At 65.5% G+C, this 20,298-nt stretch carries 15 protein-coding genes and 1 tRNA gene; 3 read left to right on the forward strand and 13 right to left on the reverse strand.

The window, feature by feature from the left end:
- Positions 1-11 precede the first annotated feature (11 nt).
- The 6 genes from SB771_RS01980 to SB771_RS02005 all read right to left on the reverse strand — a co-directional run bounded on the left by SB771_RS01980 (position 12) and on the right by SB771_RS02005 (position 6,846).
- A tRNA-Ile gene (locus tag SB771_RS01980) sits at positions 12-90 on the reverse strand.
- 138 nt (positions 91-228) lie between these two features.
- Positions 229-2,646 carry an RNA polymerase sigma factor RpoD gene (rpoD, locus tag SB771_RS01985; RefSeq protein WP_105831367.1) on the reverse strand — a complete coding sequence of 806 codons (2,418 nt, stop codon included), beginning with the start codon at positions 2,644-2,646 and terminating at the stop codon, positions 229-231.
- A gap of 88 nt (positions 2,647-2,734) precedes the next feature.
- Positions 2,735-4,603 carry a DNA primase gene (dnaG, locus tag SB771_RS01990; protein ID WP_175655118.1) on the reverse strand — a complete coding sequence of 623 codons (1,869 nt, stop codon included), beginning with the start codon at positions 4,601-4,603 and terminating at the stop codon, positions 2,735-2,737.
- Between the two features lie 64 nt (positions 4,604-4,667).
- Entirely contained in the window at positions 4,668-5,114 is a 447-nt protein-coding gene (locus tag SB771_RS01995; RefSeq protein ID WP_006751744.1) for a GatB/YqeY domain-containing protein, read from the reverse strand.
- A gap of 186 nt (positions 5,115-5,300) precedes the next feature.
- A complete protein-coding gene (gene rpsU, locus SB771_RS02000) occupies positions 5,301-5,513 on the reverse strand; it encodes a 30S ribosomal protein S21 (protein ID WP_006751743.1) in 213 nt (70 codons plus the stop codon).
- 106 nt (positions 5,514-5,619) lie between these two features.
- The gene (locus SB771_RS02005; RefSeq protein WP_279607305.1) at positions 5,620-6,846 is read right to left on the reverse strand and encodes an NAD(P)/FAD-dependent oxidoreductase; all 1,227 of its coding nucleotides are present in this window, start codon (positions 6,844-6,846) and stop codon (positions 5,620-5,622) included.
- Between the two features lie 122 nt (positions 6,847-6,968).
- Between SB771_RS02005 and tsaD the strand changes: the two genes are divergently transcribed.
- Complete coding sequence (tsaD, locus tag SB771_RS02010) at positions 6,969-8,009, forward strand: tRNA (adenosine(37)-N6)-threonylcarbamoyltransferase complex transferase subunit TsaD (protein WP_175659581.1); 1,041 nt, start codon at positions 6,969-6,971, stop codon at positions 8,007-8,009.
- 100 nt (positions 8,010-8,109) lie between these two features.
- Here the strand turns inward: tsaD and folE2 are convergent, their stop codons facing one another.
- The 4 genes from folE2 to SB771_RS02030 form a co-directional block, all read right to left on the reverse strand.
- Positions 8,110-8,919 (reverse strand): GTP cyclohydrolase FolE2, encoded by an 810-nt coding sequence (gene folE2 / locus SB771_RS02015; protein ID WP_175659582.1) that lies wholly within the window; start codon positions 8,917-8,919, stop codon positions 8,110-8,112.
- Between the two features lie 154 nt (positions 8,920-9,073).
- Positions 9,074-10,978 carry a 1-deoxy-D-xylulose-5-phosphate synthase gene (gene dxs / locus SB771_RS02020; protein WP_175659583.1) on the reverse strand — a complete coding sequence of 635 codons (1,905 nt, stop codon included), beginning with the start codon at positions 10,976-10,978 and terminating at the stop codon, positions 9,074-9,076.
- An 81-nt stretch (positions 10,979-11,059) separates the two neighbouring features.
- On the reverse strand, positions 11,060-11,944 hold the full coding sequence (locus tag SB771_RS02025) for a polyprenyl synthetase family protein (protein ID WP_175659584.1): 885 nt from the start codon (positions 11,942-11,944) through the stop codon (positions 11,060-11,062).
- Complete coding sequence (locus SB771_RS02030; protein ID WP_006760428.1) at positions 11,941-12,234, reverse strand: exodeoxyribonuclease VII small subunit; 294 nt, start codon at positions 12,232-12,234, stop codon at positions 11,941-11,943. Before SB771_RS02030 ends, SB771_RS02025 begins: the two co-directional genes overlap by 4 nt.
- 270 nt (positions 12,235-12,504) lie before the next feature.
- Between SB771_RS02030 and SB771_RS02035 the strand changes: the two genes are divergently transcribed.
- Together SB771_RS02035 and SB771_RS02040 are read left to right on the forward strand one after the other, a co-directional pair.
- On the forward strand, positions 12,505-13,611 hold the full coding sequence (locus SB771_RS02035) for an aromatic ring-hydroxylating oxygenase subunit alpha (protein WP_006751736.1): 1,107 nt from the start codon (positions 12,505-12,507) through the stop codon (positions 13,609-13,611).
- Between the two features lie 117 nt (positions 13,612-13,728).
- Complete coding sequence (locus tag SB771_RS02040) at positions 13,729-14,598, forward strand: sulfurtransferase (RefSeq protein ID WP_175659585.1); 870 nt, start codon at positions 13,729-13,731, stop codon at positions 14,596-14,598.
- A 50-nt stretch (positions 14,599-14,648) separates the two neighbouring features.
- Here SB771_RS02040 and SB771_RS02045 read toward each other — a convergent pair whose 3' ends face one another.
- The 3 genes from SB771_RS02045 to polA all read right to left on the reverse strand — a co-directional run bounded on the left by SB771_RS02045 (position 14,649) and on the right by polA (position 20,297).
- Positions 14,649-15,524: a dienelactone hydrolase family protein gene (locus SB771_RS02045; RefSeq protein WP_175659586.1), complete on the reverse strand. Its 876-nt coding sequence runs from the start codon at positions 15,522-15,524 to the stop codon at positions 14,649-14,651.
- Positions 15,525-15,930: 406 nt separating this feature from the next.
- On the reverse strand, positions 15,931-17,265 hold the full coding sequence (locus tag SB771_RS02050; protein WP_011658290.1) for an NAD(P)/FAD-dependent oxidoreductase: 1,335 nt from the start codon (positions 17,263-17,265) through the stop codon (positions 15,931-15,933).
- 278 nt (positions 17,266-17,543) lie between these two features.
- Positions 17,544-20,297 carry a DNA polymerase I gene (polA, locus tag SB771_RS02055; RefSeq protein ID WP_175659587.1) on the reverse strand — a complete coding sequence of 918 codons (2,754 nt, stop codon included), beginning with the start codon at positions 20,295-20,297 and terminating at the stop codon, positions 17,544-17,546.
- Position 20,298: the final 1 nt, after the last annotated feature.

Below are 20,298 nucleotides of genomic sequence, written 5' to 3' on the forward strand. Positions count from 1 at the left end.
GGAAGAGAATCTGGTGGGCCCCCCGGGAGTCGAACCCGGCACCAACGAATTATGAGTTCGCTGCTCTAACCAAGCATGAGCTAGGGGCCCAGATGAGAAGCAAGGCGTGCTACCTGTCGCGCCGGCAACGAAGCCGGGCCGGCATTGTAACAACAAAGACGACAGAGGAGACAAACGCCACCGGCATCACGTGGATACCGGCGGCGTTCGCAAGTGAGACGCTGGAAATCAGTTCCCTTCGAGGAACGACTTCAGCTTGTCGGAACGGCTCGGGTGACGCAGCTTGCGCAGCGCCTTGGCCTCGATCTGACGGATCCGCTCACGCGTGACGTCGAACTGCTTGCCGACTTCCTCGAGCGTGTGATCGGTGCTCATCTCGATACCGAAGCGCATCCGCAGCACCTTCGCCTCACGCGGCGTCAGCGAATCGAGCACGTCCTTCACGACGTCGCGCATGCTTGCATGCAGCGCGGCATCCGCCGGCGCGACCGTGTTGTTGTCCTCGATGAAGTCGCCGAGATGGGAATCGTCGTCGTCACCGATCGGCGTTTCCATCGAGATCGGCTCCTTCGCGATCTTCATGATCTTGCGGATCTTGTCTTCCGGCATCTCCATCTTCTCGGCGAGCGTTGCCGGATCCGGCTCGAGACCGGTTTCCTGCAGGATCTGCCGCGAGATGCGGTTCATCTTGTTGATCGTCTCGATCATGTGAACCGGAATACGGATCGTGCGCGCCTGGTCCGCGATCGAACGCGTGATGGCCTGACGGATCCACCACGTCGCATAGGTCGAGAACTTGTAGCCACGACGGTATTCGAACTTGTCCACCGCCTTCATCAGGCCGATGTTGCCTTCCTGGATCAGGTCGAGGAACTGCAAACCGCGGTTCGTGTACTTCTTCGCGATCGAGATCACGAGACGCAGGTTCGCCTCGGTCATTTCACGCTTCGCCTGACGCGCCTTCAGTTCGCCGGCCGCCATCTGGCGGTTGGTTTCCTTCAGGTCCTTCAGCGGCAGCACGACACGCGCCTGCAGGTCGAGCAGGCGCTGCTGCTGTTCGCGGATCGCCGGGATGTTGCGCGCCAGGACCGCGCTGTACGAATGGCCTTCGGCCGTGATCTTCTCGGCCCAGTCGAGATCCGTCTCGCTGCCCGGGAAGCGCGCGATGAATTCCGAACGCGGCATGCCGCACTTGTCGACGACGATGTGCAGGATCTGACGTTCGACCTGACGCACTTCATCCACTTGCGCACGCAACGTGTCGCACAGACGCTCGACGGTACGCGCGGTGAAGCGGATCGTCATCAACTCGGTCTGGATCGTTTCCTGCGCCTTCAGGTAGGCCTTCGACTTGTAGCCTTCCTTCTCGAACGCGCGGCGCATCTTGTCGAACCACTCGCTGATCTGCGAGAACTTTTCGAGCGATGCACGCTTGAGGGCTTCGAGCTGGGCGGCGTTGGCCGACGCCTGTGCGGCACCGTCGTCCTCCTCCTCTTCCTCTTCTTCCTCTTCCTCTTCGGCTTCCTCGTCCTCGTTCTCGATCGCTTCGGCTTCCTTCGCGGAGAAACCGTCCGTATCGGCGGAGTCCGAAGCATTCGGATCGAGCAGGCCGTCGACGAGTTCGTCGACGCGGATCTCTTCGTTCGCAACGCGCTCGGCCATCGCGAGGATGTCGGCGATCGTCGTCGGGCACGCGGAAATTGCCATCACCATGTGGCGCAGGCCGTCCTCGATCCGCTTCGCGATCTCGATTTCGCCTTCGCGCGTGAGCAGCTCGACCGTGCCCATCTCGCGCATGTACATCCGGACCGGATCGGTCGTGCGACCGAATTCCGAATCGACGGTCGACAGCGCGACTTCCGCTTCTTCCTCGACTTCATCGTCCGACGACGCGGCCGGCGCGTTGTCGTTCAGGAGCAGCGTTTCCGCGTCCGGTGCCTGCTCGTATACGGCCACGCCCATGTCGTTGAACGTGCCGATGATGCCTTCGAGGGCTTCTGTCTCGGTGAAGTTGTCCGGCAGGTGGTCGTTGATTTCGGCATACGTGAGGAAGCCGCGCTCCTTGCCGAGCTTGATCAGCGCGCGCAGCTTCACGCGGCGCTCTTCGAGCTCCTCGGCCGTGCCGGGCGTGCTCGTCGCGAACGCTTCCTTCAGCAGCGCCTTTTCCTTGGCGCGACGATCGCGCACCTTGGATTTGCCCGGAGCAGCCGCGGGTGCGGGCTGCTCGTCGCTCTGATTTGCGTCGTCATCGACGGATACTTCGTTCAGCTTTTTGGTCATGGAGTTCGCCGTACCGGCTATATCGACTCGCGGCTGCTGGACGACAGCCGGTTGAACCGTGGGTGCATGAGTAGTACGTACTGCCGTTTCGTCCGCGGCGGCAGTCGTGTCCCTTGCGCTTTTCGCACTTGCCCGCTTCGCCGCCGGCTTGGCCGGCCCGGAGTCGGGTCTGGCGGCAGCCCGTGTTCTGGCTGCCGACGCCGGCGCAGCCTGAGCAGTGCCGGCCGCGGTTTTCTTTCCCGCAGGGGCTGACGTGGCCGAAGACGTTGTCCTGGTGGAAGAAGCAGACTTGGCCGCAGTGACCTTCGTGGTCGGCTCCGTCGAGCCCTTGCCCGTTGCTTTCTTTCCGCCTGTCGTCTTTGCCATCGCGATTCTCGCCTCTGCTTGGAAAACAAACCGCTGGAAACCTTATATTATAGCACGCTGGGGAGCCCTCTCCTGGCGCCCCGGCCGCCTACAGCCCGAGCCGACGCTTCATGTCGGTTCGCTGCTGGTTCAATTCCGTCAATTCGGCCAGTTCCTCGGGTGTGAAGGTGGATTGCCGCGCCAGCCGATCGAGCCGGTCGCAGCATGCGTCGTAACGCATCTTGAGCACCGCGGCCTGCAGCTCCTCGCCCGCGATCCGCTCCTGTTCGCGCTGCCGCTCAGGCACCGTCTCGTCTTCCGGATTCTGTAACAGCAAGTCGCGGACGTTTTCATCATAGTCCAGAATTTCGCGGAAGATTTCCTCGTAAGTCGCCCCGTTCGAGGAGGTGCGCAGCACGTCAGACAGCAACCGGAACTCCGCGCCGTCGCCCAGCGCACGCGCATGCTCGACGACTTCGGCGAACAGCTCGCCGATGCGCGGCAGCGCGCGCAGGGTCGCAAGTTGCTCGTCGTCGAGCTGCGACGCGATCCGCGGATGCATCACGAGCGTACGCAACGCCCGCTTTTCGCTGTCCGTCACGCGTCGCCGCTCGCTGCGCGGGGGCGCGTGGCGCGCCGGCGCGGCAATGCGTGCATCGACATCCGACAGCGCCGCGACTTCCTCGAACGGGATATCGAGACGGTCGGCGAACATGTGCATGATCTGCGCGCGCAACGCATTAGCAGGCAGCGCCTGCAGCAGCGGCTTCGCGTCGAACAGCGCCTTCGCGCGACCTTCCGGTTGATCGAGCGCCTTGCCGGCAATTGCTTCGTTCAACAGAAATTGCGACAGCGGCATCGCGCGTTCGACCTGCTCGGAGAACGCGTCCGCGCCGAATTCGCGTACGTAGCTGTCCGGATCATGTTCGGACGGCAGGAAAAGGAATCGGATCGTCCGGTTGTCCGCCGCATGCGGCAGGCACGCCTCGAGCGCGCGGCGCGCCGCACGCCGGCCGGCCGAGTCGCCGTCGAAGCTGAAAATGACCGTATCGGTCTGGCGCAGCAGCTTCTGCACGTGGATCGGCGTGCACGCCGTGCCGAGCGTCGCGACCGCGTTCGGGAAGCCGAGCTGCGCGAGCGCGACGACGTCCATGTAGCCCTCGACGACCAGCACGTACTTGCGCTCGCGGATCGCGAGACGCGCCTCGAACAGCCCGTACAGTTCGCTGCCCTTGTTGAACAGCGGCGTTTCGGGGGAATTCAGGTACTTCGGCTCGCCGCTGCCGAGCACGCGGCCGCCGAACCCGATCACCTGCCCCTTCACGTTGCGAATCGGGAACATGATCCGCTCGCGGAACCGGTCGTAGCGTCGCGCGACGCCTTGCGCGTCGGTTTTTTCGCTGACGATCACGAGCCCCGATTCGACGAGCGACTCGTCGCGATAGTCGGGGAACGCGGTTTCGAGGTTCTGCCAGCCGTCCGGCGCATAGCCGAGGCCGAAGCGCGCGGCGATCTCGCCGGTCAGGCCCCGGTTCTTCAGGTACTGGATCGCGACGGTCGCGCCGCGCAACTGCTTGCGATAGTAGTCGCACGCGACGGACATCACGTCGGACAGCGCCGTCGCGACCGATTTCGACACGGGTGCCGGATAGTCGCCGCCGCCCCCACCGCCGCCGCGCATCGACGGCTCGTGCGGCACGGTCAGCCCGACCGATTGCGCGAGTTCCTGCACGGCTTCCGGGAACGTGAGCCCCGCGTGCTCCATCAGGAAGCCGATCGCCGTGCCGTGCGCGCCGCAGCCGAAGCAGTGATAGAACTGCTTGGTCGGGCTAACGGTAAACGACGGGCTCTTCTCGTTATGGAACGGGCACAGCCCCATGAAGTTGGCGCCGCCCTTCTTGAGCTGCACGTACCGGCCCACCACGTCGACGATATCGACGCGGTTCAGTAAATCCTGCAGGAACGAATGCGGAATCACCGTGGGATCGAGCGAAAAAAGGACAATACGATGCCCCGGCGCACGCCGCGCCAGGAAGCGGGTTTTACTTCGACAGCGCGGCCTTGACCTGCGCGGAGACAGCGGTCATGTCGGCACGGCCGGCGAGCTTGCCCTTCAGCACGCCCATCACCTTGCCCATGTCCTGCGGGCCGGCTGCGCCCGTTGCCGCGACCGCGGCCTGGACTTCGGCGGCCACTTCCGCGTCCGACAGTTGCGCGGGCATGTAAGCACCCAGCACGGTCAGTTCGGCCTGCTCCTTCGCGACGAGATCGTCGCGGCCGGCGGCCTGGAACTGGCTGATCGAGTCCTTGCGCTGCTTGATCATCTTGTCGATCACGGCGGTGATGCCCGCGTCGTCGAGGGTCACCTGATCATCGATCTCGCGCTGCTTGATCGCGGCCAGCAGCAGGCGAACCGTCGCCAGACGCTCGCTTTCCTTCGCGCGCATCGCGGCCTTCATGTCTTCGCTGATCTGCTCTTTCAAACTCATCTTGCACCCGGGATGGAAACGTGACTTCGACGCCCGTGAATGGACGTCAACACAAAAACCCGCTTGGGACTATGTCTCAAGCGGGTTGCTCGAATCCGGCATCGGCGACTCGCAGCCCCCTGATCGACACCGATCGCGCGGAGGTCGCCGGTGCGCCGCTCAGTGAACCGCGCGGCGCTCAATCGTTCAGTACAGCTTCTTCGGCAGCGTCTGGCTGCGAATCCGCTTGTAGTGACGCTTCACTGCTGCAGCCTTCTTGCGCTTGCGCTCGGCGGTCGGTTTCTCGAAGAATTCCCGCGCACGAAGCTCGGTCAGCAGACCGTTCTTCTCGATCGTGCGCTTGAAGCGACGCATGGCGACTTCGAACGGCTCGTTTTCTTTAACGCGAATGATCGTCATGATCCGACACGAATAAAGGTTTGCAGGGAAGATTTACGAGTATAGCAGAGCGTCGCACAAAGGCCTAAGGGCCGGGTCCCATCAACGACGGGCCTGCGCGGCCCTCTCAGACGTCGTGCGCAAACTCCGCCGCCGCCTGCCCGGCCGCCGTGCCGGACGCCCACGCCCACTGGAAGTTGTAGCCGCCGAGCCAGCCCGTCACGTCCACCGCCTCGCCGATGAAGAACAGCCCCGGCACCCGCGCGCTCATCATCGTCGCCGACGACAGTTCGCGCGTATCGACGCCGCCCTTCGTCACCTCGGCCTTCTTGTAGCCCTCGGTGCCGTTCGGCGTCAGCGTCCAGCCGGACAGCGCGTCGCCGATCTGGCGCAGCGTCTTGTCGGGCAGGTCCGCGAGCCGCGCATCGGCCGCGACGCGATGCGTGTCGAGCCAGACGTGCGCGAGTCGCGACGGCACCCAGTCCGCGAGCAGCGAGCCGATCTGGCGCTTCGACGTACGCTTCGCGTCGAGCAGGTCGGCCACCGCGTCGCGCTGCGGAAGCAGGTCGATGCGAATCGGGTCGCCGGACTGCCAGTAACTGGAGATCTGCAGGATGCCGGGGCCCGACAGCCCGCGATGGGTCAGCAGCAGGTCCTCGACGAATTCGCCGCCGCGTTTCTTGTCACCGGTCGACACGCGTACTTCGAGCGACACGCCGGACAGCGCCGCGAACGGCTCCCAGTCCTGCTGCGCGAACGTGAGCGGCACGAGCGCGGGCCGCGTATCGATGAGCTTGTGGCCAAACTGCTTCGCGACCCGATAGCCGAAATCGGTCGCGCCGATCTTCGGAATCGACAGGCCGCCCGTCGCGACGATCAGCGCGCGTGCGCGGATCGGCCCTGCCTGCTGCGTGTCGAGCGTGAAGCCGTCGGCCGCGTGGCGCACCGCGTCGACGACCACCGGGCGGCGCCAGGCGATGCCGCCCGCGTCGCATTCGTGCTTCAGCATGTCGATGATCGCGTCGCTGCCGTGGTCGCAGAAGAGTTGCCCCTTGTGCTTTTCGTGCCAGGTGACGTGATGGCGCTTGAGCAGCCCGAGGAAGTCGCGCGGCGTGTAACGGGCGAGCGCCGAGCGCGCGAAATGCGGATTCGACGACAGGTAGTTGTCGGGGCCTGCGTAGAGATTCGTGAAGTTGCAGCGGCCGCCACCCGAGATGCGGATTTTCTCGGCAAGCCGCGGCGCGTGGTCGATCAGCACGACGCGGCGGCCGAGTTGCCCGGCGACCGCGGCGCTCATCATCCCGGCGGCGCCCGCGCCGATCACGGCGATGTCATAAGTTTCCATGGCGCGGATTGTACCTGCCCGGCCTCCGGCTCGGGCCGCCCGCGGCGGCGACAGGCTCCCGCCTGCTATAATTTCCGGTTACGTCGACCTACCTGCGGCGCGCTCGACAACGCGCGCCCCCGCCCTTACCCATGCTCGTCCTCGGCATCGAAAGCTCCTGCGATGAAACCGGCCTCGCGCTCTACGACACGCAGCGCGGCCTGCTCGCGCACGCGCTTCATTCGCAGATCGCGATGCATCGCGAATACGGTGGCGTCGTGCCGGAGCTCGCGTCGCGCGATCACATCCGCCGCGCGCTGCCGCTGCTCGAGGAAGTGATGGCGCAAAGCGGCACGCACCGCGACGACATCGACGCGATCGCGTTCACGCAAGGCCCCGGCCTCGCCGGCGCGCTGCTGGTCGGCGCGAGCATCGCGAATGCGCTCGCGCTCGCCTGGAACAAGCCGACCGTCGGCATTCATCACCTCGAAGGCCATCTGCTGTCGCCGCTGCTCGTCGACGAGCCGCCGCCGTTCCCGTTCGGCGCGCTGCTGGTGTCGGGCGGTCATACGCAACTGATGCGCGTGACCGACGTCGGCGTGTACGAGACGCTCGGCGAGACGCTCGACGACGCGGCCGGCGAAGCGTTCGACAAAACGGCGAAGCTGATCGGCCTCGGCTATCCGGGCGGCCCGGAAGTGTCGAAGCTCGCGGAAACGGGCACGCCGGGTGCGGTCGTGCTGCCGCGTCCGATGCTGCATTCGGGCGATCTCGACTTCAGCTTCAGCGGCCTGAAGACGGCCGTGCTCACGCAGATGAAGAAATTCGAGGCGGCGAAGCTGGAAGGCGAAGCGCTCGAGCGCGCGAAGGCCGACCTCGCGCGCGGCTTCGTCGATGCGGCCGTCGATGTGCTCGTCGCGAAGTCGCTCGCCGCGCTCAAGCAGACGAAACTCAAGCGCCTGGTCGTCGCGGGCGGCGTCGGCGCGAACCGCCAGTTGCGCGCGGCGCTGTCGGCCGCAGCGGCCAAGCGCGGCTTCGACGTGCACTATCCCGATCTCGCGCTCTGCACCGACAACGGCGCGATGATCGCGCTCGCCGGCGCATTGCGGCTCGGCCGCTGGCCCGAGCAGGCAAACGCCGACTACGCGTTCACGGTGAAGCCGCGCTGGGATCTCGCGTCGCTCGCACGCTGATTCGCGCAGCACGATACCCTACGCGCCGGCACACGCCAGAAAACAAAATGGCCGCTCGATGAGCGGCCATTTTTCATTGCAGCGGCAAAACGACGCAGCGTTACGCGGCGTGTCGCTTGTCGCGCTCGATCAGCGCATACGCGCTGTGATTGTGGATCGACTCGAAGTTCTCGGCTTCGAGCACGTACGCAACCACGCGCTCGTCCGCATCGAGACGCTGCGCGACGTCGCGCACCAGATCCTCGACGAACTTCGGGTTTTCGTACGCACGCTCCGTGACGAACTTCTCGTCCGGACGCTTCAGCAAGCCCCACAGCTCGCACGACGCCTCTTCTTCCGCGATGCGGATCAGCGCCTCGACCGGCAGGTCGGCCGCGAGCTCGGCGTCGATCGTTACGTGCGAGCGCTGGTTGTGCGCACCGTACAGCGAGATCTTCTTCGAGCACGGGCACAGGCTCGTCACCGGCACGAGCACCTTCAGGAACAGGCGCGTTTCGCCGTTGCGGCTTTCGCCCGCGAGCGTCACTTCATAGTCGAGCAGGCTCTGCACGCCCGACACCGGCGCCGTCTTGTTCACGAAGTACGGGAACGTGACCTCGATGCGGCCGGCCTCGGCTTCCAGCCTGACGAGCATCGACGCGAGCATCGCGCGGAAGCGCTCGACCGTCAGCGGCTCGCGGCTGTCTTCGAGCAGCGCGACGAAGCGCGACATGTGCGTGCCCTTCTGATCGGCGGGCAGATGCACGTCGAGGTTCCAGACGCCGACGGTCGGCTGCACGTCGCCGCTTTCGGTGCGCACCGTCAACGGATGCCGAACCGCCTTCACGCCCACGCGCTGAATCGGAATCTGGCGGGTATCCACCGTGCTCTGCACGTCGGGCATCACGAAGGCGGGATTCATCTGGTTCATCTTGTTCAATCCTTGTAAGCCGCGCGTTCGACGACGCGCACGCCGCGTCACGCGGCAGCCGGAAAAGCAACATGGGCCCGCAGGCCCATGTTTTCCGCATCAATGTAGACCGGTTGCGCCAGTCGCACCGACGCCGCCCGCAGGCGGCGCCAGCTTACGCGACGCGCTTCGCCTGACCGGCGACGTCGGCCGCCGGGCTCAGGAAGCGTTCGCGAATCGATTTCGCGATGCCCGCGCCGTCGAGGCCGCATTGCGCCAGCAGCTTAGCGGGGTCGCCGTGATCGATGAACTGGTCAGGGAGGCCCAATTGTATTACGGGTCGGATAACCCCACTCTCCATCAGGGCTTCGACGCAGGCCGAGCCCGCACCGCCCATCACGCAGCCTTCCTCGACCGTGACGAGGTAGTCGTGCGTCTCGGCGAGTTCACGCACGAGCGCTGCATCGACCGGCTTCACGAAGCGCATGTTCGCGACCGTCGCGTCGAGCTCCTCGCCCGCCGCGAGCGACGGCGCGACCATCGTGCCGAACGCGAGAATCGCGACGCGCTTGCCTTCCGGCTGCGACGTACGGCGACGCACTTCGCCCTTGCCGAGCGGGATCTCGGTGAATTCCTTCACCGTCGCCACGCCCGTGCCCGCGCCGCGCGGATAACGCACCGCGGTCGGGTTCGGCTGCTGAAGCGCCGTATGCAGCATCTGGCGGCACTCGTTCTCGTCGGACGCGGCCATGATCGTCATGTTCGGGATGCAGCGCATGAACGCGAGATCGTACGCGCCCGCGTGCGTTGCACCGTCGGCGCCGACGAGGCCCGCGCGGTCGATCGCGAACACGACCGGCAGGTTCTGCAGCGCGACGTCGTGGATCAGCTGGTCGTACGCACGCTGCAGGAACGTCGAGTAGATCGCGACGACGGGCTTCAGCCCTTCGGTCGCGAGGCCGCCCGCGAACGTCACCGCGTGCTGCTCGGCGATACCGACGTCGTAGTAGCGATCCTTGAAGCGCTTCTCGAACTCGACCATGCCCGAGCCTTCGCGCATTGCGGGCGTGATGCCGACGACGCGCGAATCGCGCTCGGCTTCATCGCACAGCCATTCGCCGAACACCTGCGTGTACGTCTTCTTCGCGGGCGTGGGCGACGGCTTGATGCCTTCGGCCGGGTTGAACTTGCCGGGGCCGTGATAGAGCACGGGATCCGCTTCGGCGAGCTTGTAGCCCTGGCCTTTCTTCGTCACCACGTGCAGGAATTGCGGGCCGCGCAGCTCGCGGATGTTCTGCAGCGTCGGGATCAGCGAATCGAGATCGTGACCGTCGATCGGGCCGATGTAGTTGAAGCCGAACTCTTCGAACAGCGTCGCCGGCACGACCATGCCCTTCGCATGCTCCTCGAGCTTGCGCGCGAGTTCGAGCACCGGCGGCGCCACGCTCAGCACGCGCTCGACGCCCGCACGCGCGGCCGCATAGAAGCGGCCCGACATCAGGCGCGCGAGATGGCGGTTCAGCGCGCCCACCGGCGGCGAAATCGACATGTCGTTGTCGTTGAGGATCACGAGCAGTTTCGCATCCTCCGACACGCCCGCGTTGTTCATCGCCTCGAACGCCATGCCGGCCGTCATCGCGCCGTCGCCGATCACCGCGATCGAGAAGCGGTCGTCGCCGTTCAGCTGGCTGCCGATCGCCATCCCGAGCGCCGCCGAGATCGACGTGCTCGAATGCGCGGTGCCGAACGTGTCGTATTCGGACTCGCTGCGGCGCGGGAAACCCGAGATGCCGTCGTACTGGCGCAGCGAATGCATCTGGTCGCGGCGACCCGTCAGGATCTTGTGCGGGTAGGTCTGGTGGCCCACGTCCCAGACGATCCGGTCGTTCGGCGTGTTGAACACGTAGTGCAACGCGATCGTCAGCTCGACCGTCCCGAGGTTGGACGACAAATGGCCGCCCGTCTTCGACACGCTGTCGAGCACGAACGCGCGCAGTTCATCCGCGAGCGGTTGGAGTTGGCGACGATCGAGGCGGCGCAGATCCGCCGGGTCGTCGATGGTTTTCAGCAAGTCGTACATCGTCGTTCCATTGTAGGAAATCAAACGCGCCCGCATTCTATTGCACGCACCGTAAGCGTGTGCGCAGCGGCGGGCTTCGCGTCAGCTGACCCGGTTCACCACCAGGTCGGCAAGTTCGGCGAGACGCTGTGCGCGTGCGCCGAACGGTTTCAACGCATCGTGTGCTTCCGCGCGCAGCTGGGCTGCGAGCTCGCGCGATGCGTCGAGGCCGAGGATCGATACGTAGGTCGGCTTGTCGTTTGCCGCATCCTTGCCGGCCGTCTTGCCGAGCGTCGCCGAATCGGTCGTGACGTCGAGAATGTCGTCGACGACCTGGAAGGCCAGGCCCACGGCCGCCGCGTAGACGTCGAGCGCGGCCAGCGTTTCCGCCGACGGCGTCTCGCCGGCCAGCGCGCCCATCCGCACGGCCGCGCGCAGCAGCGCACCCGTCTTCATCCGGTGCATCTTCTCGAGCTGCTCGCGCGTCAGCTTCAGGCCGACGCTCGCCAGGTCGATCGCCTGCCCGCCGGCCATGCCGATCGAGCCGCTCGCCAGCGCCAGCTCGCGCACGAGCGCGGCCTGCTGCACCGGCGACAGCGCGTCGACGTCGGTCAGCGCGACGAATGCCTGCGACTGCAGCGCGTCGCCGACCAGCAACGCCGTCGGCTCGTCGTACTGCACGTGCACGGTCGGCTTGCCGCGACGCAGCGCGTCGTCGTCCATGCACGGCATGTCGTCGTGCACGAGCGAATAGACGTGGATCATCTCCAGCGCCGCCGCCGCCGCGTTGCGCGCCGCTTCCGTCGCACCGGTCAGTTCGCCTGCTGCATGGCACAGCAGCGGGCGAACGCGCTTGCCGCCGCCGAGGACCGCGTAGCGCATCGCTTCGTGGAGTTGCGTGGGCACCACGTTTTCGGCCGGCAAATAGTGGCCGAGTGCGTCCTCGACACGGTCAAGCACGGACCGCATCCATTGTTCGAATGTCATAGATCGTCGTCTTCGCCGTCCGTGGCGGCCGTTCCGGACGAAAGCGGCTTCAGCGTCGCGCCGTCCAGCACGCGAACCTGTTGCTCCACTTTCTCGAGCTGCTGTTGGCAAAACGCAACGAGGTTCGCGCCGCGACGATACGCGGCGAGCGAATCCTCGAGGCTCAACGCGCCGCCTTCCATCCGGGCAACCAGCGTCTCGAGTTCCGCGAGCGCCATTTCGTAATTGTCCGGCAACGGTTCGGTGCCATTGTCGGGCGGCGTGGCGCCTGGGGATGCGGTTTTCGCCATGGACGAGGGTGTCAAATTTCAAAACAAGTCGGACATTCTACGGCAAAAGAGAATTCTCCGACCTGCCGACTTGGCGGGCCCGGCACAATTCCGGCCCCATCTTCGACGCACAGTGTGCGCCTTCCGAGTGCCTCCCGACAAAAAATTGACACAAATCAGGCACTTAATCCTAGCCTTGCGGGGCGAACCGGGTATAATTGCCCGTTTCCCTAAATCGATTTTTCGATGGTTGGGTTGTTCACTGCTTTCACGCTAACACCGGGAGTGGGAATGTCCAATCTGAGCGACGCGCTTCAGTTGAAGTCGGCTCACAGCCAGCTTCCAGTCACTGCATATTTCGATGAGGCGCTACTCGAGCGCGAGATCGAAACCCTCTTCAAGAAAGGACCTCGTTACGTCGGGCACGAGTTGATGGTGCCCGAGGCGGGGGATTATTTCGCGCTGCCGTCCGAGCAGGAAGGCCGCGTGCTGGTCCGCAACCAGACGAACCAGATCGAACTGCTGTCGAACGTGTGCCGCCACCGGCAGGCGATCATGCTCAACGGGCGTGGCCACGCGCAGAACATCGTGTGCCCGCTGCACCGCTGGACGTACGATCTGGAAGGCGAGCTGCTCGGCGCCCCGCACTTCCCCGACAAACCGTGCCTGAATCTCGGCAAGAGCCCGCTGCAGAACTGGCAGGGGCTGCTGTTCGAGGCCGAAGGCCGCAACGTCGCGCGCGATCTCGCGAACCTCGGCACGAAGCATCACTTCGACTTCTCCGAATATCAGTTCGATCACGTCGAAGTGCACGAGTGCGATTACAACTGGAAGACGTTCATCGAGGTGTACCTCGAGGATTACCACGTCGCCCCGTTCCACCCGGGCCTCGGCAGTTTCGTGTCGTGCGACGATCTCAAGTGGGAGTTCGGCGACTGGTACAGCGTGCAGACGGTCGGCGTGCACAACGCCCTCGCGAAACCGGGCAGCGCGACCTACCAGAAGTGGCACGAGCAGGTGCTCAAGTTCCGCAACGGCGTGCCGCCGGAATTCGGCGCGATCTGGATGGTCTATTACCCGGGCCTGATGATCGAGTGGTATCCGCACGTGCTCGTCGTGTCGTGGCTGATTCCACGCGGCCCGCAGAAGACGACCAACATCGTCGAGTTCTACTACCCCGAGGAAATCGCGCTGTTCGAGCGCGAGTTCGTCGAAGCCGAGCGCGCCGCCTACATGGAGACGGCCGTCGAGGACGACGAAATCGCGATGCGGATGGACGCCGGCCGCCGTGCACTGATGGCACGCGGCGAATCGCAGGTCGGCCCGTACCAGAGCCCGATGGAAGACGGCATGCAGCACTTCCACGAGTTCCTGCGCCGCCATCTCGGCGATCTTTGAACGCGCGCGGCGCGTTCAGCGCCGCATCGCATTCGGCATATGAAAAGACGGGTTTCGGCCCGTCTTTTTTTGTTTAGACTTGGAGTATCAGGCCAGTTCGCACTCCAGGGAGCCGTCATGCCACACACCCACTACACCACGCTCATCTCCGCAGCCAATCTCGCCGAACGTCTGGCCGCGGCGCCGGGCAGCGTCGCCGTATTCGACTGCCGCTTCGATCTCGCCGATCCGGCCGCGGGCGAAGCCGCCTATGCGGCCGGGCACATCCCCGGTGCGCAATATCTTCATCTCGACCGCGACCTGTCCGGCCGCAAGACCGGCACCAACGGCCGCCATCCGCTGCCGACCCGCGACGCATTCGCGACGCTGATGGCCAGCCGCGGCGTCAAGCAGGGCCAGCAGGTGGTCGCGTATGACGCGCACGGCGGCGCCTATGCGGCGCGCCTGTGGTGGCTGCTGCGCTGGCTCGGGCACGACTCGATCGCGGTGCTCGACGGCGGCCTGCAGGCATGGGAAGCGGCTGGTCAGCCGTTGACGACCGACGTGCCGCACCCGGCCGCCGGCGACTTCCGGGCGGCAGCGCCGCTCGAATCGACGGTCGACGCGGCAGCCGTGCTCGCGAACGTGACGTCGGCCCAGCGCGTCGTGATCGATGCGCGCGCGCCCGATCGCTATCGCGGAGAAAACGAAACGATCGATCGTGTCGGCGGCCATATCCCCGGCGCACGCAACCGGTTCTTCAAGGACAACCTGAACGCCGACGGCCGCTTCAAGACCGGCCACGAACTGCGCGAGACGTTCACCACGCTGCTGGCCGGCACCGAACCGAACAGCGTGATCCTGCAATGCGGTTCCGGCGTGACCGCATGCCACAACGCACTCGCGCTCGAAGTCGCGGGCCTGCATGGCGCATCGCTGTATCCGGGCTCGTGGAGCGAATGGAGCGCCGATCCGTCGCGGCCGATCGCGACCGGCCCGACGCCGTAAACACCGGCACTGCGCAAGACGACGCGGCGGCATTTGCCGCCGCGTGTCGTTTACATCACGCCGTACTTGTGGAACCACTCGATCGCGCGCTTCCAGCCGTCCTCGGCATCGCCCTTCACGTAACTCGGCCGGTAATCGGCGAAGAATGCGTGACCGGCATCCGGATATACGACGATCTCGGATTGGCGCGCGAGCTTCGAGTCGCTGGTCTGGATTGCCTTGCGCATGTCGGCCAGCGACGCCTGCGTGATGTTCGTGTCCTTCTCGCCGTACAGCCCGAGCACCGGCACCTTCAGCAACGCCGCATGATCGACCGGATTGAACGGCGTCATCTCGTCGGTCTTGCCCTCGACGAACCCATACCACGCCACGGCCGCGCGCACGTGCGGATTGTGCTCCGCATACAGCCACGCCTGGCGACCGCCCCAGCAGAACCCCGTCACACCAAGACGCGACAGGTCGCCGCCGTTCTTGCCGGCCCACGCGACGGTCGCATCGAGATCCTCGGTGACCTGGCGGTCCGGCACCTTGCTGACGATGTTGTCGACGAGCGCCTGGATCGTCGGGTACTTCGACGCATTGCCCTGGCGCGCGAACAAGTCCGGCGCGATCGCGAGATAGCCGAGTTTCGCGAAGCGACGGCAAACGTCGGCGATATGCTCGTGCACGGCAAAGCTCTCGTGGATCACGATGATGACCGGCAGGTTCGTCTTGTCGACCGGCTGCGCGCGATACGCGGGGATGCTCGCGTCGCCCGAGCGGATCTCGATGGTGTCGACGTCCAGCCCGGCGCTGTCGGTCGTGATGGTCTGCGCCGACACGGGCAGCACGGCCGCCGCGAAGGTGCCGCCCAGCGCGGCCTGCATGAACTTGCGGCGCGAGAACGGAACGTGGGGAACCAGGCTGTCGACTTCGGGTTTCAACATGAATGCACTCCTCGAATGGGGCGCCGCCGTCACGGCCACGGATCCGGCCTGACGGGGCATCGCGCCGGCGGACGGCGCGGATGTCGCGGCGGTTGGCACACCGCCGCAAGCGGAAACCCGCACAAGATGCCCAATAATCCGTTGTCGCGTCAACTGTCAGATGTGTAAGACTCGATTACGACGGTGCGATCCCGTCATATCGATCGTGGTGTCGGTGGCCCGCCCACCGGCCCTTCCCCGCCCATGTGCGGGATGCGGGCAACGAGCGCCGCTACGCGATCGAATGCTTTCGGATTGAAACGAAAAGACGTGCGGCGCATGGGCAGTCATTCTGCGCCCGAAAAAGACAACGGGCAGGAAACGCGCTCGATGCGCATTCCCTGCCCGCCCGGTGCACGAACCGCGGTCAGTGCAGCTTGACGCGCGGCAGTGTCGTGCGGCGCAGCCAGTGCGCGACCGTATCGAGCATCATGCGCGGATAGCCGTGCAGCGCCGCGATATGCAGCCGGTACAGCGACATGTACATGAACCGCGCGAACAGCCCTTCGATCAGCATGTTGCCGCCGATCAGCCCGCCCATCAGGTTGCCGACCGCACTGAAGTGACCGAGCGACACGAGCGAACCGAAATCGCGATACGTGAACTCGGGCAGCGGACGCCCGTCGAGCCGGCATCCGATCGCCTTCAGCAGGAAGCTCGCCTGCTGATGCGCGGCCTGCGCGCGCGGCGGCACGTTGCGTTCGTTGCCGGGCCATGCGCATGCCGCGCAGTCGCCGAGCGCAAAGATGTTGTCGTCGGTGAAGGTCTGCAGCGTGCGGCGCACGTCGAGCTGGCCGAGCTTGTTGACCTGCAGGCCATCGAGATTCGACAGCACGGACGGCGCCTTGATGCCGGCCGCCCAGACCGTGAGATCCGCACGCACCGCCTTGCCGCTCGCGGTGTGCACGACGCCGGGCGCGACTTCGGTCACGCGCTCGGCCAGCATCAGTCGCACGCCGAGCTTTTCGAGCAGTTCGGCCGTCGCGGTCGACACGCGCTCCTGCAGCGCCGGGAGAATTCGCGGCCCCGATTCGATCAGCACGATGCCGACGTCGTGTCGCGGGTCGAGCTTGTGCAGCCCGTACACCGACAGCACCTGCGCGGTATTGCGCAGCTCGGCGGACAACTCGACGCCCGTGGCGCCGCCGCCGACGATCACGACCTGGATGCGCGGCTCAGCCGCGGCGCCCGGCGCGGGCTGCGCCGGCGCCTGGTGCTCGGCGCGCATGCATGCGGCGATCAAACGCTTGCGAAAGCGCTCGGCCTCACCGACCGTATCGAGCGCGATCGCGTTCTGGGCCGCACCCTGCACGCCGAAGAAGTGCGTCGTGCTGCCGATCGCGATCACCAGCGTGTCGTATTCCAGATCGCGCGCGGGCAGCAGTTCCTCGCCATCGCTGTCGTTGACGGGCGACAGCGTGATGCGCTTCGCCGTGCGGTCAAGCGCGGTCAGTTCGCCCTGCTGAAACTCGAAGCCATGCCAGCGCGCCTGCGCCGCGTATTCGAGTTCCTGCGTGAACGGGTCCATGCTGCCGGCCGCGACTTCGTGCAGCAACGGCTTCCAGATGTGGGTCGGATTGCGGTCGACGAGCGTGACGAGCGCACGCGCGGGACGATTGGCGCGCGCGCCGTAACGGTCGCCGAGCCGCGTCGCCAGTTCCAGGCCGCCCGCGCCTCCGCCTACGATGATGATCCGATGCATCTGATTCCCCCTTTGCGATTCGAAACTGCTGCCGCCGGACGATGCACACGCATCCATTCGCGCCGCCCGTTGGATTAACCGGTTCGGACATCATCGATGTGCAGTTCGAAACACTTCGATGCGCCGATTCCGGAACGCGGGCCGCGCCGCCCCCGCGACAATGATCTGACTCACTTGCATTGTCCGGGAGCTTGCGCGTTGACCACAAGCAAACCATCTCGATATTCAGCATCCCTGCAACAATATGCCGCGGGAAGCGGGAATCGCACGGGGGTGCGTCAGTGTGCCTCTTCCCAGTTCGCGCCGGCGCCCACTTCGGCGACCAGCGGCACCTTCAGCTTCGCCACACCGCACATCATTTCCGGCAGTTTCTCGCGCACGAGCGACAGTTCGTCGTCGGGCACCTCGAGCACCAGTTCATCGTGCACCTGCATGATCATCCGCGACGCGAGCCGGTCGCGCGTGAGCCAGTCGTCCACCGCGATCATCGACAGCTTGATCAGGTCGGCCGCCGTGCCCTGCATCGGTGCATTGATGGCCGCGCGCTCGGCGGCCTGACGGCGCGGGCCGTTGCCGCCGTTGATCTCCGGCAGCCACAGGCGACGGCCGAAAACGGTTTCGACGTAGCCCTTGTCCTTCGCCGCCGTGCGCGTGTCTTCCATGTACTGCGCCACGCCCGGGTAGCGCGTGAAGTAGCGGTCGATATAGAGCTTCGCCGCATCGCGCGTGATGCCGAGGTTCGACGCGAGGCCGAACGCGCTCATCCCGTAGATGAGCCCGAAGTTGATCACCTTCGCGATCCGGCGCTGGTCGGAGTTGACCTCCAGCGGCGTCACGCCGAACACTTCGGCCGCGGTCGCGCGGTGGATGTCCTCGCCTTGCGCGAACGCGCGCAACAGCGACGCGTCGCCGGAGATGTGGGCCATGATCCGCAGTTCGATCTGCGAATAGTCGGCCGACACGATCCGGTGGCCGGGCGATGCGATGAACGCTTCGCGGATCCGCCGGCCTTCGGCCGTGCGCACCGGAATGTTCTGAAGATTGGGATCGTTCGATGCGAGCCGGCCCGTGACCGCGACGGCCTGCGCATAGTTCGTGTGCACGCGGCCCGTTGCCGGATTCACCATGCGCGGCAGCTTGTCGGTGTAGGTCGACTTCAGCTTCGACAGCCCGCGATGCTCGAGCAGCAGCTTCGGCAGCGGATAATCCTCGGCCAGCTTCTGCAACACTTCTTCGTCGGTCGACGGTGCGCCGCTCGGCGTTTTCTTCACGACCGGCAACTGCAGCTTCTCGAAGAAGATCTGGCCGATCTGCTTCGGCGAGCCGAGATTGAACTCGCCGCCGGCCAGTTCGTACGCCTGCCCTTCGAGCTCGATGAGGCGCGTCGCGATCTCGGTGCTTTGCGCCTGCAGAAGCGCGTCGTCGATCAGCACGCCGGTGCGCTCCATCTTGCGCAGCACGAGCGATACCGGCATCTCGATGTCGCGATACACGCGCTCGAGGCCCGCTTCACGCGCGACCTGCGGATACAGCGCCTGGTGAAGCTGCAGCGTGATGTCCGCATCCTCGGCCGCATACGCGGCGGCCTGCTCGAGCGCCACTTCGTCGAAACCGATCTGCTTCGCGCCCTTGCCGGCCACGTCTTCGTACTTGATCGTCTTGACGCCCAGATGACGCAGCGCGAGGCTGTCCATGTCGTGCGTGCGGTGCGATTCGAGCACGTACGATTCGAGCAGCGTGTCGTGCTCGATGCCGTTCAGCGCGATGCCGTAGTTCGCGAGCACCTGCGCGTCGTACTTCAGGTGCTGGCCGACCTTCTTGCGATCGGCCGATTCGAGCCATGGCTTCAGGCGCGCGAGCACGTCGTCGATCGGCAATTGCTCGGGCATGTCGGGGCCGCGATGCGCGACCGGAAGATACGCGGCCTTGCCCGGCTCGATAGAGAACGACAGGCCGACGAGGCGGGCGGTCATCGGGTCGAGCGCGGTGGTTTCGGTGTCGAACGCGGTGAGTTCGGCCGCATCGATCTTCGCGAACCACGCGTCGAATTGCGCCCAGGTCTGGATCGTGTCGTATTCGCGGACGATGTCCGCCGCGATCACCGGCGCAGGGTCGCCCTCCGGTGCATCGGCGCCGCCGCCTTCGGCGGGCGCGCTCTCGACTTCGCGCAACCACGTCTTGAAGCCATAGCGCGCGAAGATGTCGCGCAGCAGGTCGCGTGCTTCGCCGTCCGTCTTCAGCGACGCCTCGATCGATTCGAGATGCGGCGCGAGATCGCAGGCCGTCTCGACGGTCACGAGCGTGCGGCCGAGCGGCAGGAAGTCGAGCGCGCGGCGCAGGTTGTCGCCGACCACGCCCTTGATCTCGCCCGCGTGTTCGATCACGCCGTCGAGGCTGTCGTATTGCGACAGCCACTTCACGGCCGTCTTCGGCCCGCACTTCTCGACGCCCGGCACGTTGTCGACGGTGTCGCCGATCAGCGCGAGGTAGTCGATGATCCGCTCGGGCGGCACGCCGAACTTCGCGATCACGCCGTCGCGGTCGAGCGTCTCGTTGGTCATCGTGTTGACGAGCGTGACGCGGTCGGACACGAGCTGCGCGAGATCCTTGTCGCCGGTCGACACGATCACGTTCATCCCGTGCCGCTCGGCTTCGCGCGCGAGCGTGCCGATCACGTCGTCGGCCTCGACGCCCTCGACCATCAGCAGCGGCCAGCCGAGCGCGCGCACCGCGCCGTGGATCTGCTCGACCTGCAACGCGAGGTCGGGCGGCATCGACGGACGGTTTGCCTTATAGTCGGCATAAAGGTCGTCGCGGAACGTCTTGCCCTTTGCATCGAACACGCAAGCGCTATACTCTGCACTGACTTCCTTGCGCATACGGCGCAGCATGTTGATGATTCCGTAGAGCGCTCCGGTCGGCTCCCCGCCAGGGCCACGCAGATCAGGCATCGCATGGTAAGCCCGATACAGATAGCTCGAACCGTCAACCAATAGCAGGGTCTTACCTTCCAGATTTCGTTCTTCAGGCATT

Origin of the sequence: Burkholderia sp. SIMBA_051, assembly GCF_046534915.1 — a bacterium.
In the GTDB taxonomy this organism is placed as follows: domain Bacteria; phylum Pseudomonadota; class Gammaproteobacteria; order Burkholderiales; family Burkholderiaceae; genus Burkholderia; species Burkholderia ambifaria.

Coding starts and splice junctions, on each gene's coding strand:
- tsaD (WP_175659581.1), top strand. CDS start 6,969: ATGCTCGTCCTCGGCATCGAAAGCTCCTGCGATGAAACCGGCCTCGCG.
- SB771_RS02025 (WP_175659584.1), bottom strand. CDS start 11,944: ATGACATTCGAACAATGGATGCGGTCCGTGCTTGACCGTGTCGAGGAC.
- SB771_RS02045 (WP_175659586.1), bottom strand. CDS start 15,524: ATGTTGAAACCCGAAGTCGACAGCCTGGTTCCCCACGTTCCGTTCTCG.
- rpoD (WP_105831367.1), bottom strand. CDS start 2,646: ATGGCAAAGACGACAGGCGGAAAGAAAGCAACGGGCAAGGGCTCGACG.
- SB771_RS02030 (WP_006760428.1), bottom strand. CDS start 12,234: ATGGCGAAAACCGCATCCCCAGGCGCCACGCCGCCCGACAATGGCACC.
- rpsU (WP_006751743.1), bottom strand. CDS start 5,513: ATGACGATCATTCGCGTTAAAGAAAACGAGCCGTTCGAAGTCGCCATG.
- SB771_RS02035 (WP_006751736.1), top strand. CDS start 12,505: ATGTCCAATCTGAGCGACGCGCTTCAGTTGAAGTCGGCTCACAGCCAG.
- dxs (WP_175659583.1), bottom strand. CDS start 10,978: ATGTACGACTTGCTGAAAACCATCGACGACCCGGCGGATCTGCGCCGC.
- polA (WP_175659587.1), bottom strand. CDS start 20,297: ATGCCTGAAGAACGAAATCTGGAAGGTAAGACCCTGCTATTGGTTGAC.
- SB771_RS02050 (WP_011658290.1), bottom strand. CDS start 17,265: ATGCATCGGATCATCATCGTAGGCGGAGGCGCGGGCGGCCTGGAACTG.
- folE2 (WP_175659582.1), bottom strand. CDS start 8,919: ATGAACCAGATGAATCCCGCCTTCGTGATGCCCGACGTGCAGAGCACG.
- SB771_RS02040 (WP_175659585.1), top strand. CDS start 13,729: ATGCCACACACCCACTACACCACGCTCATCTCCGCAGCCAATCTCGCC.
- SB771_RS01995 (WP_006751744.1), bottom strand. CDS start 5,114: ATGAGTTTGAAAGAGCAGATCAGCGAAGACATGAAGGCCGCGATGCGC.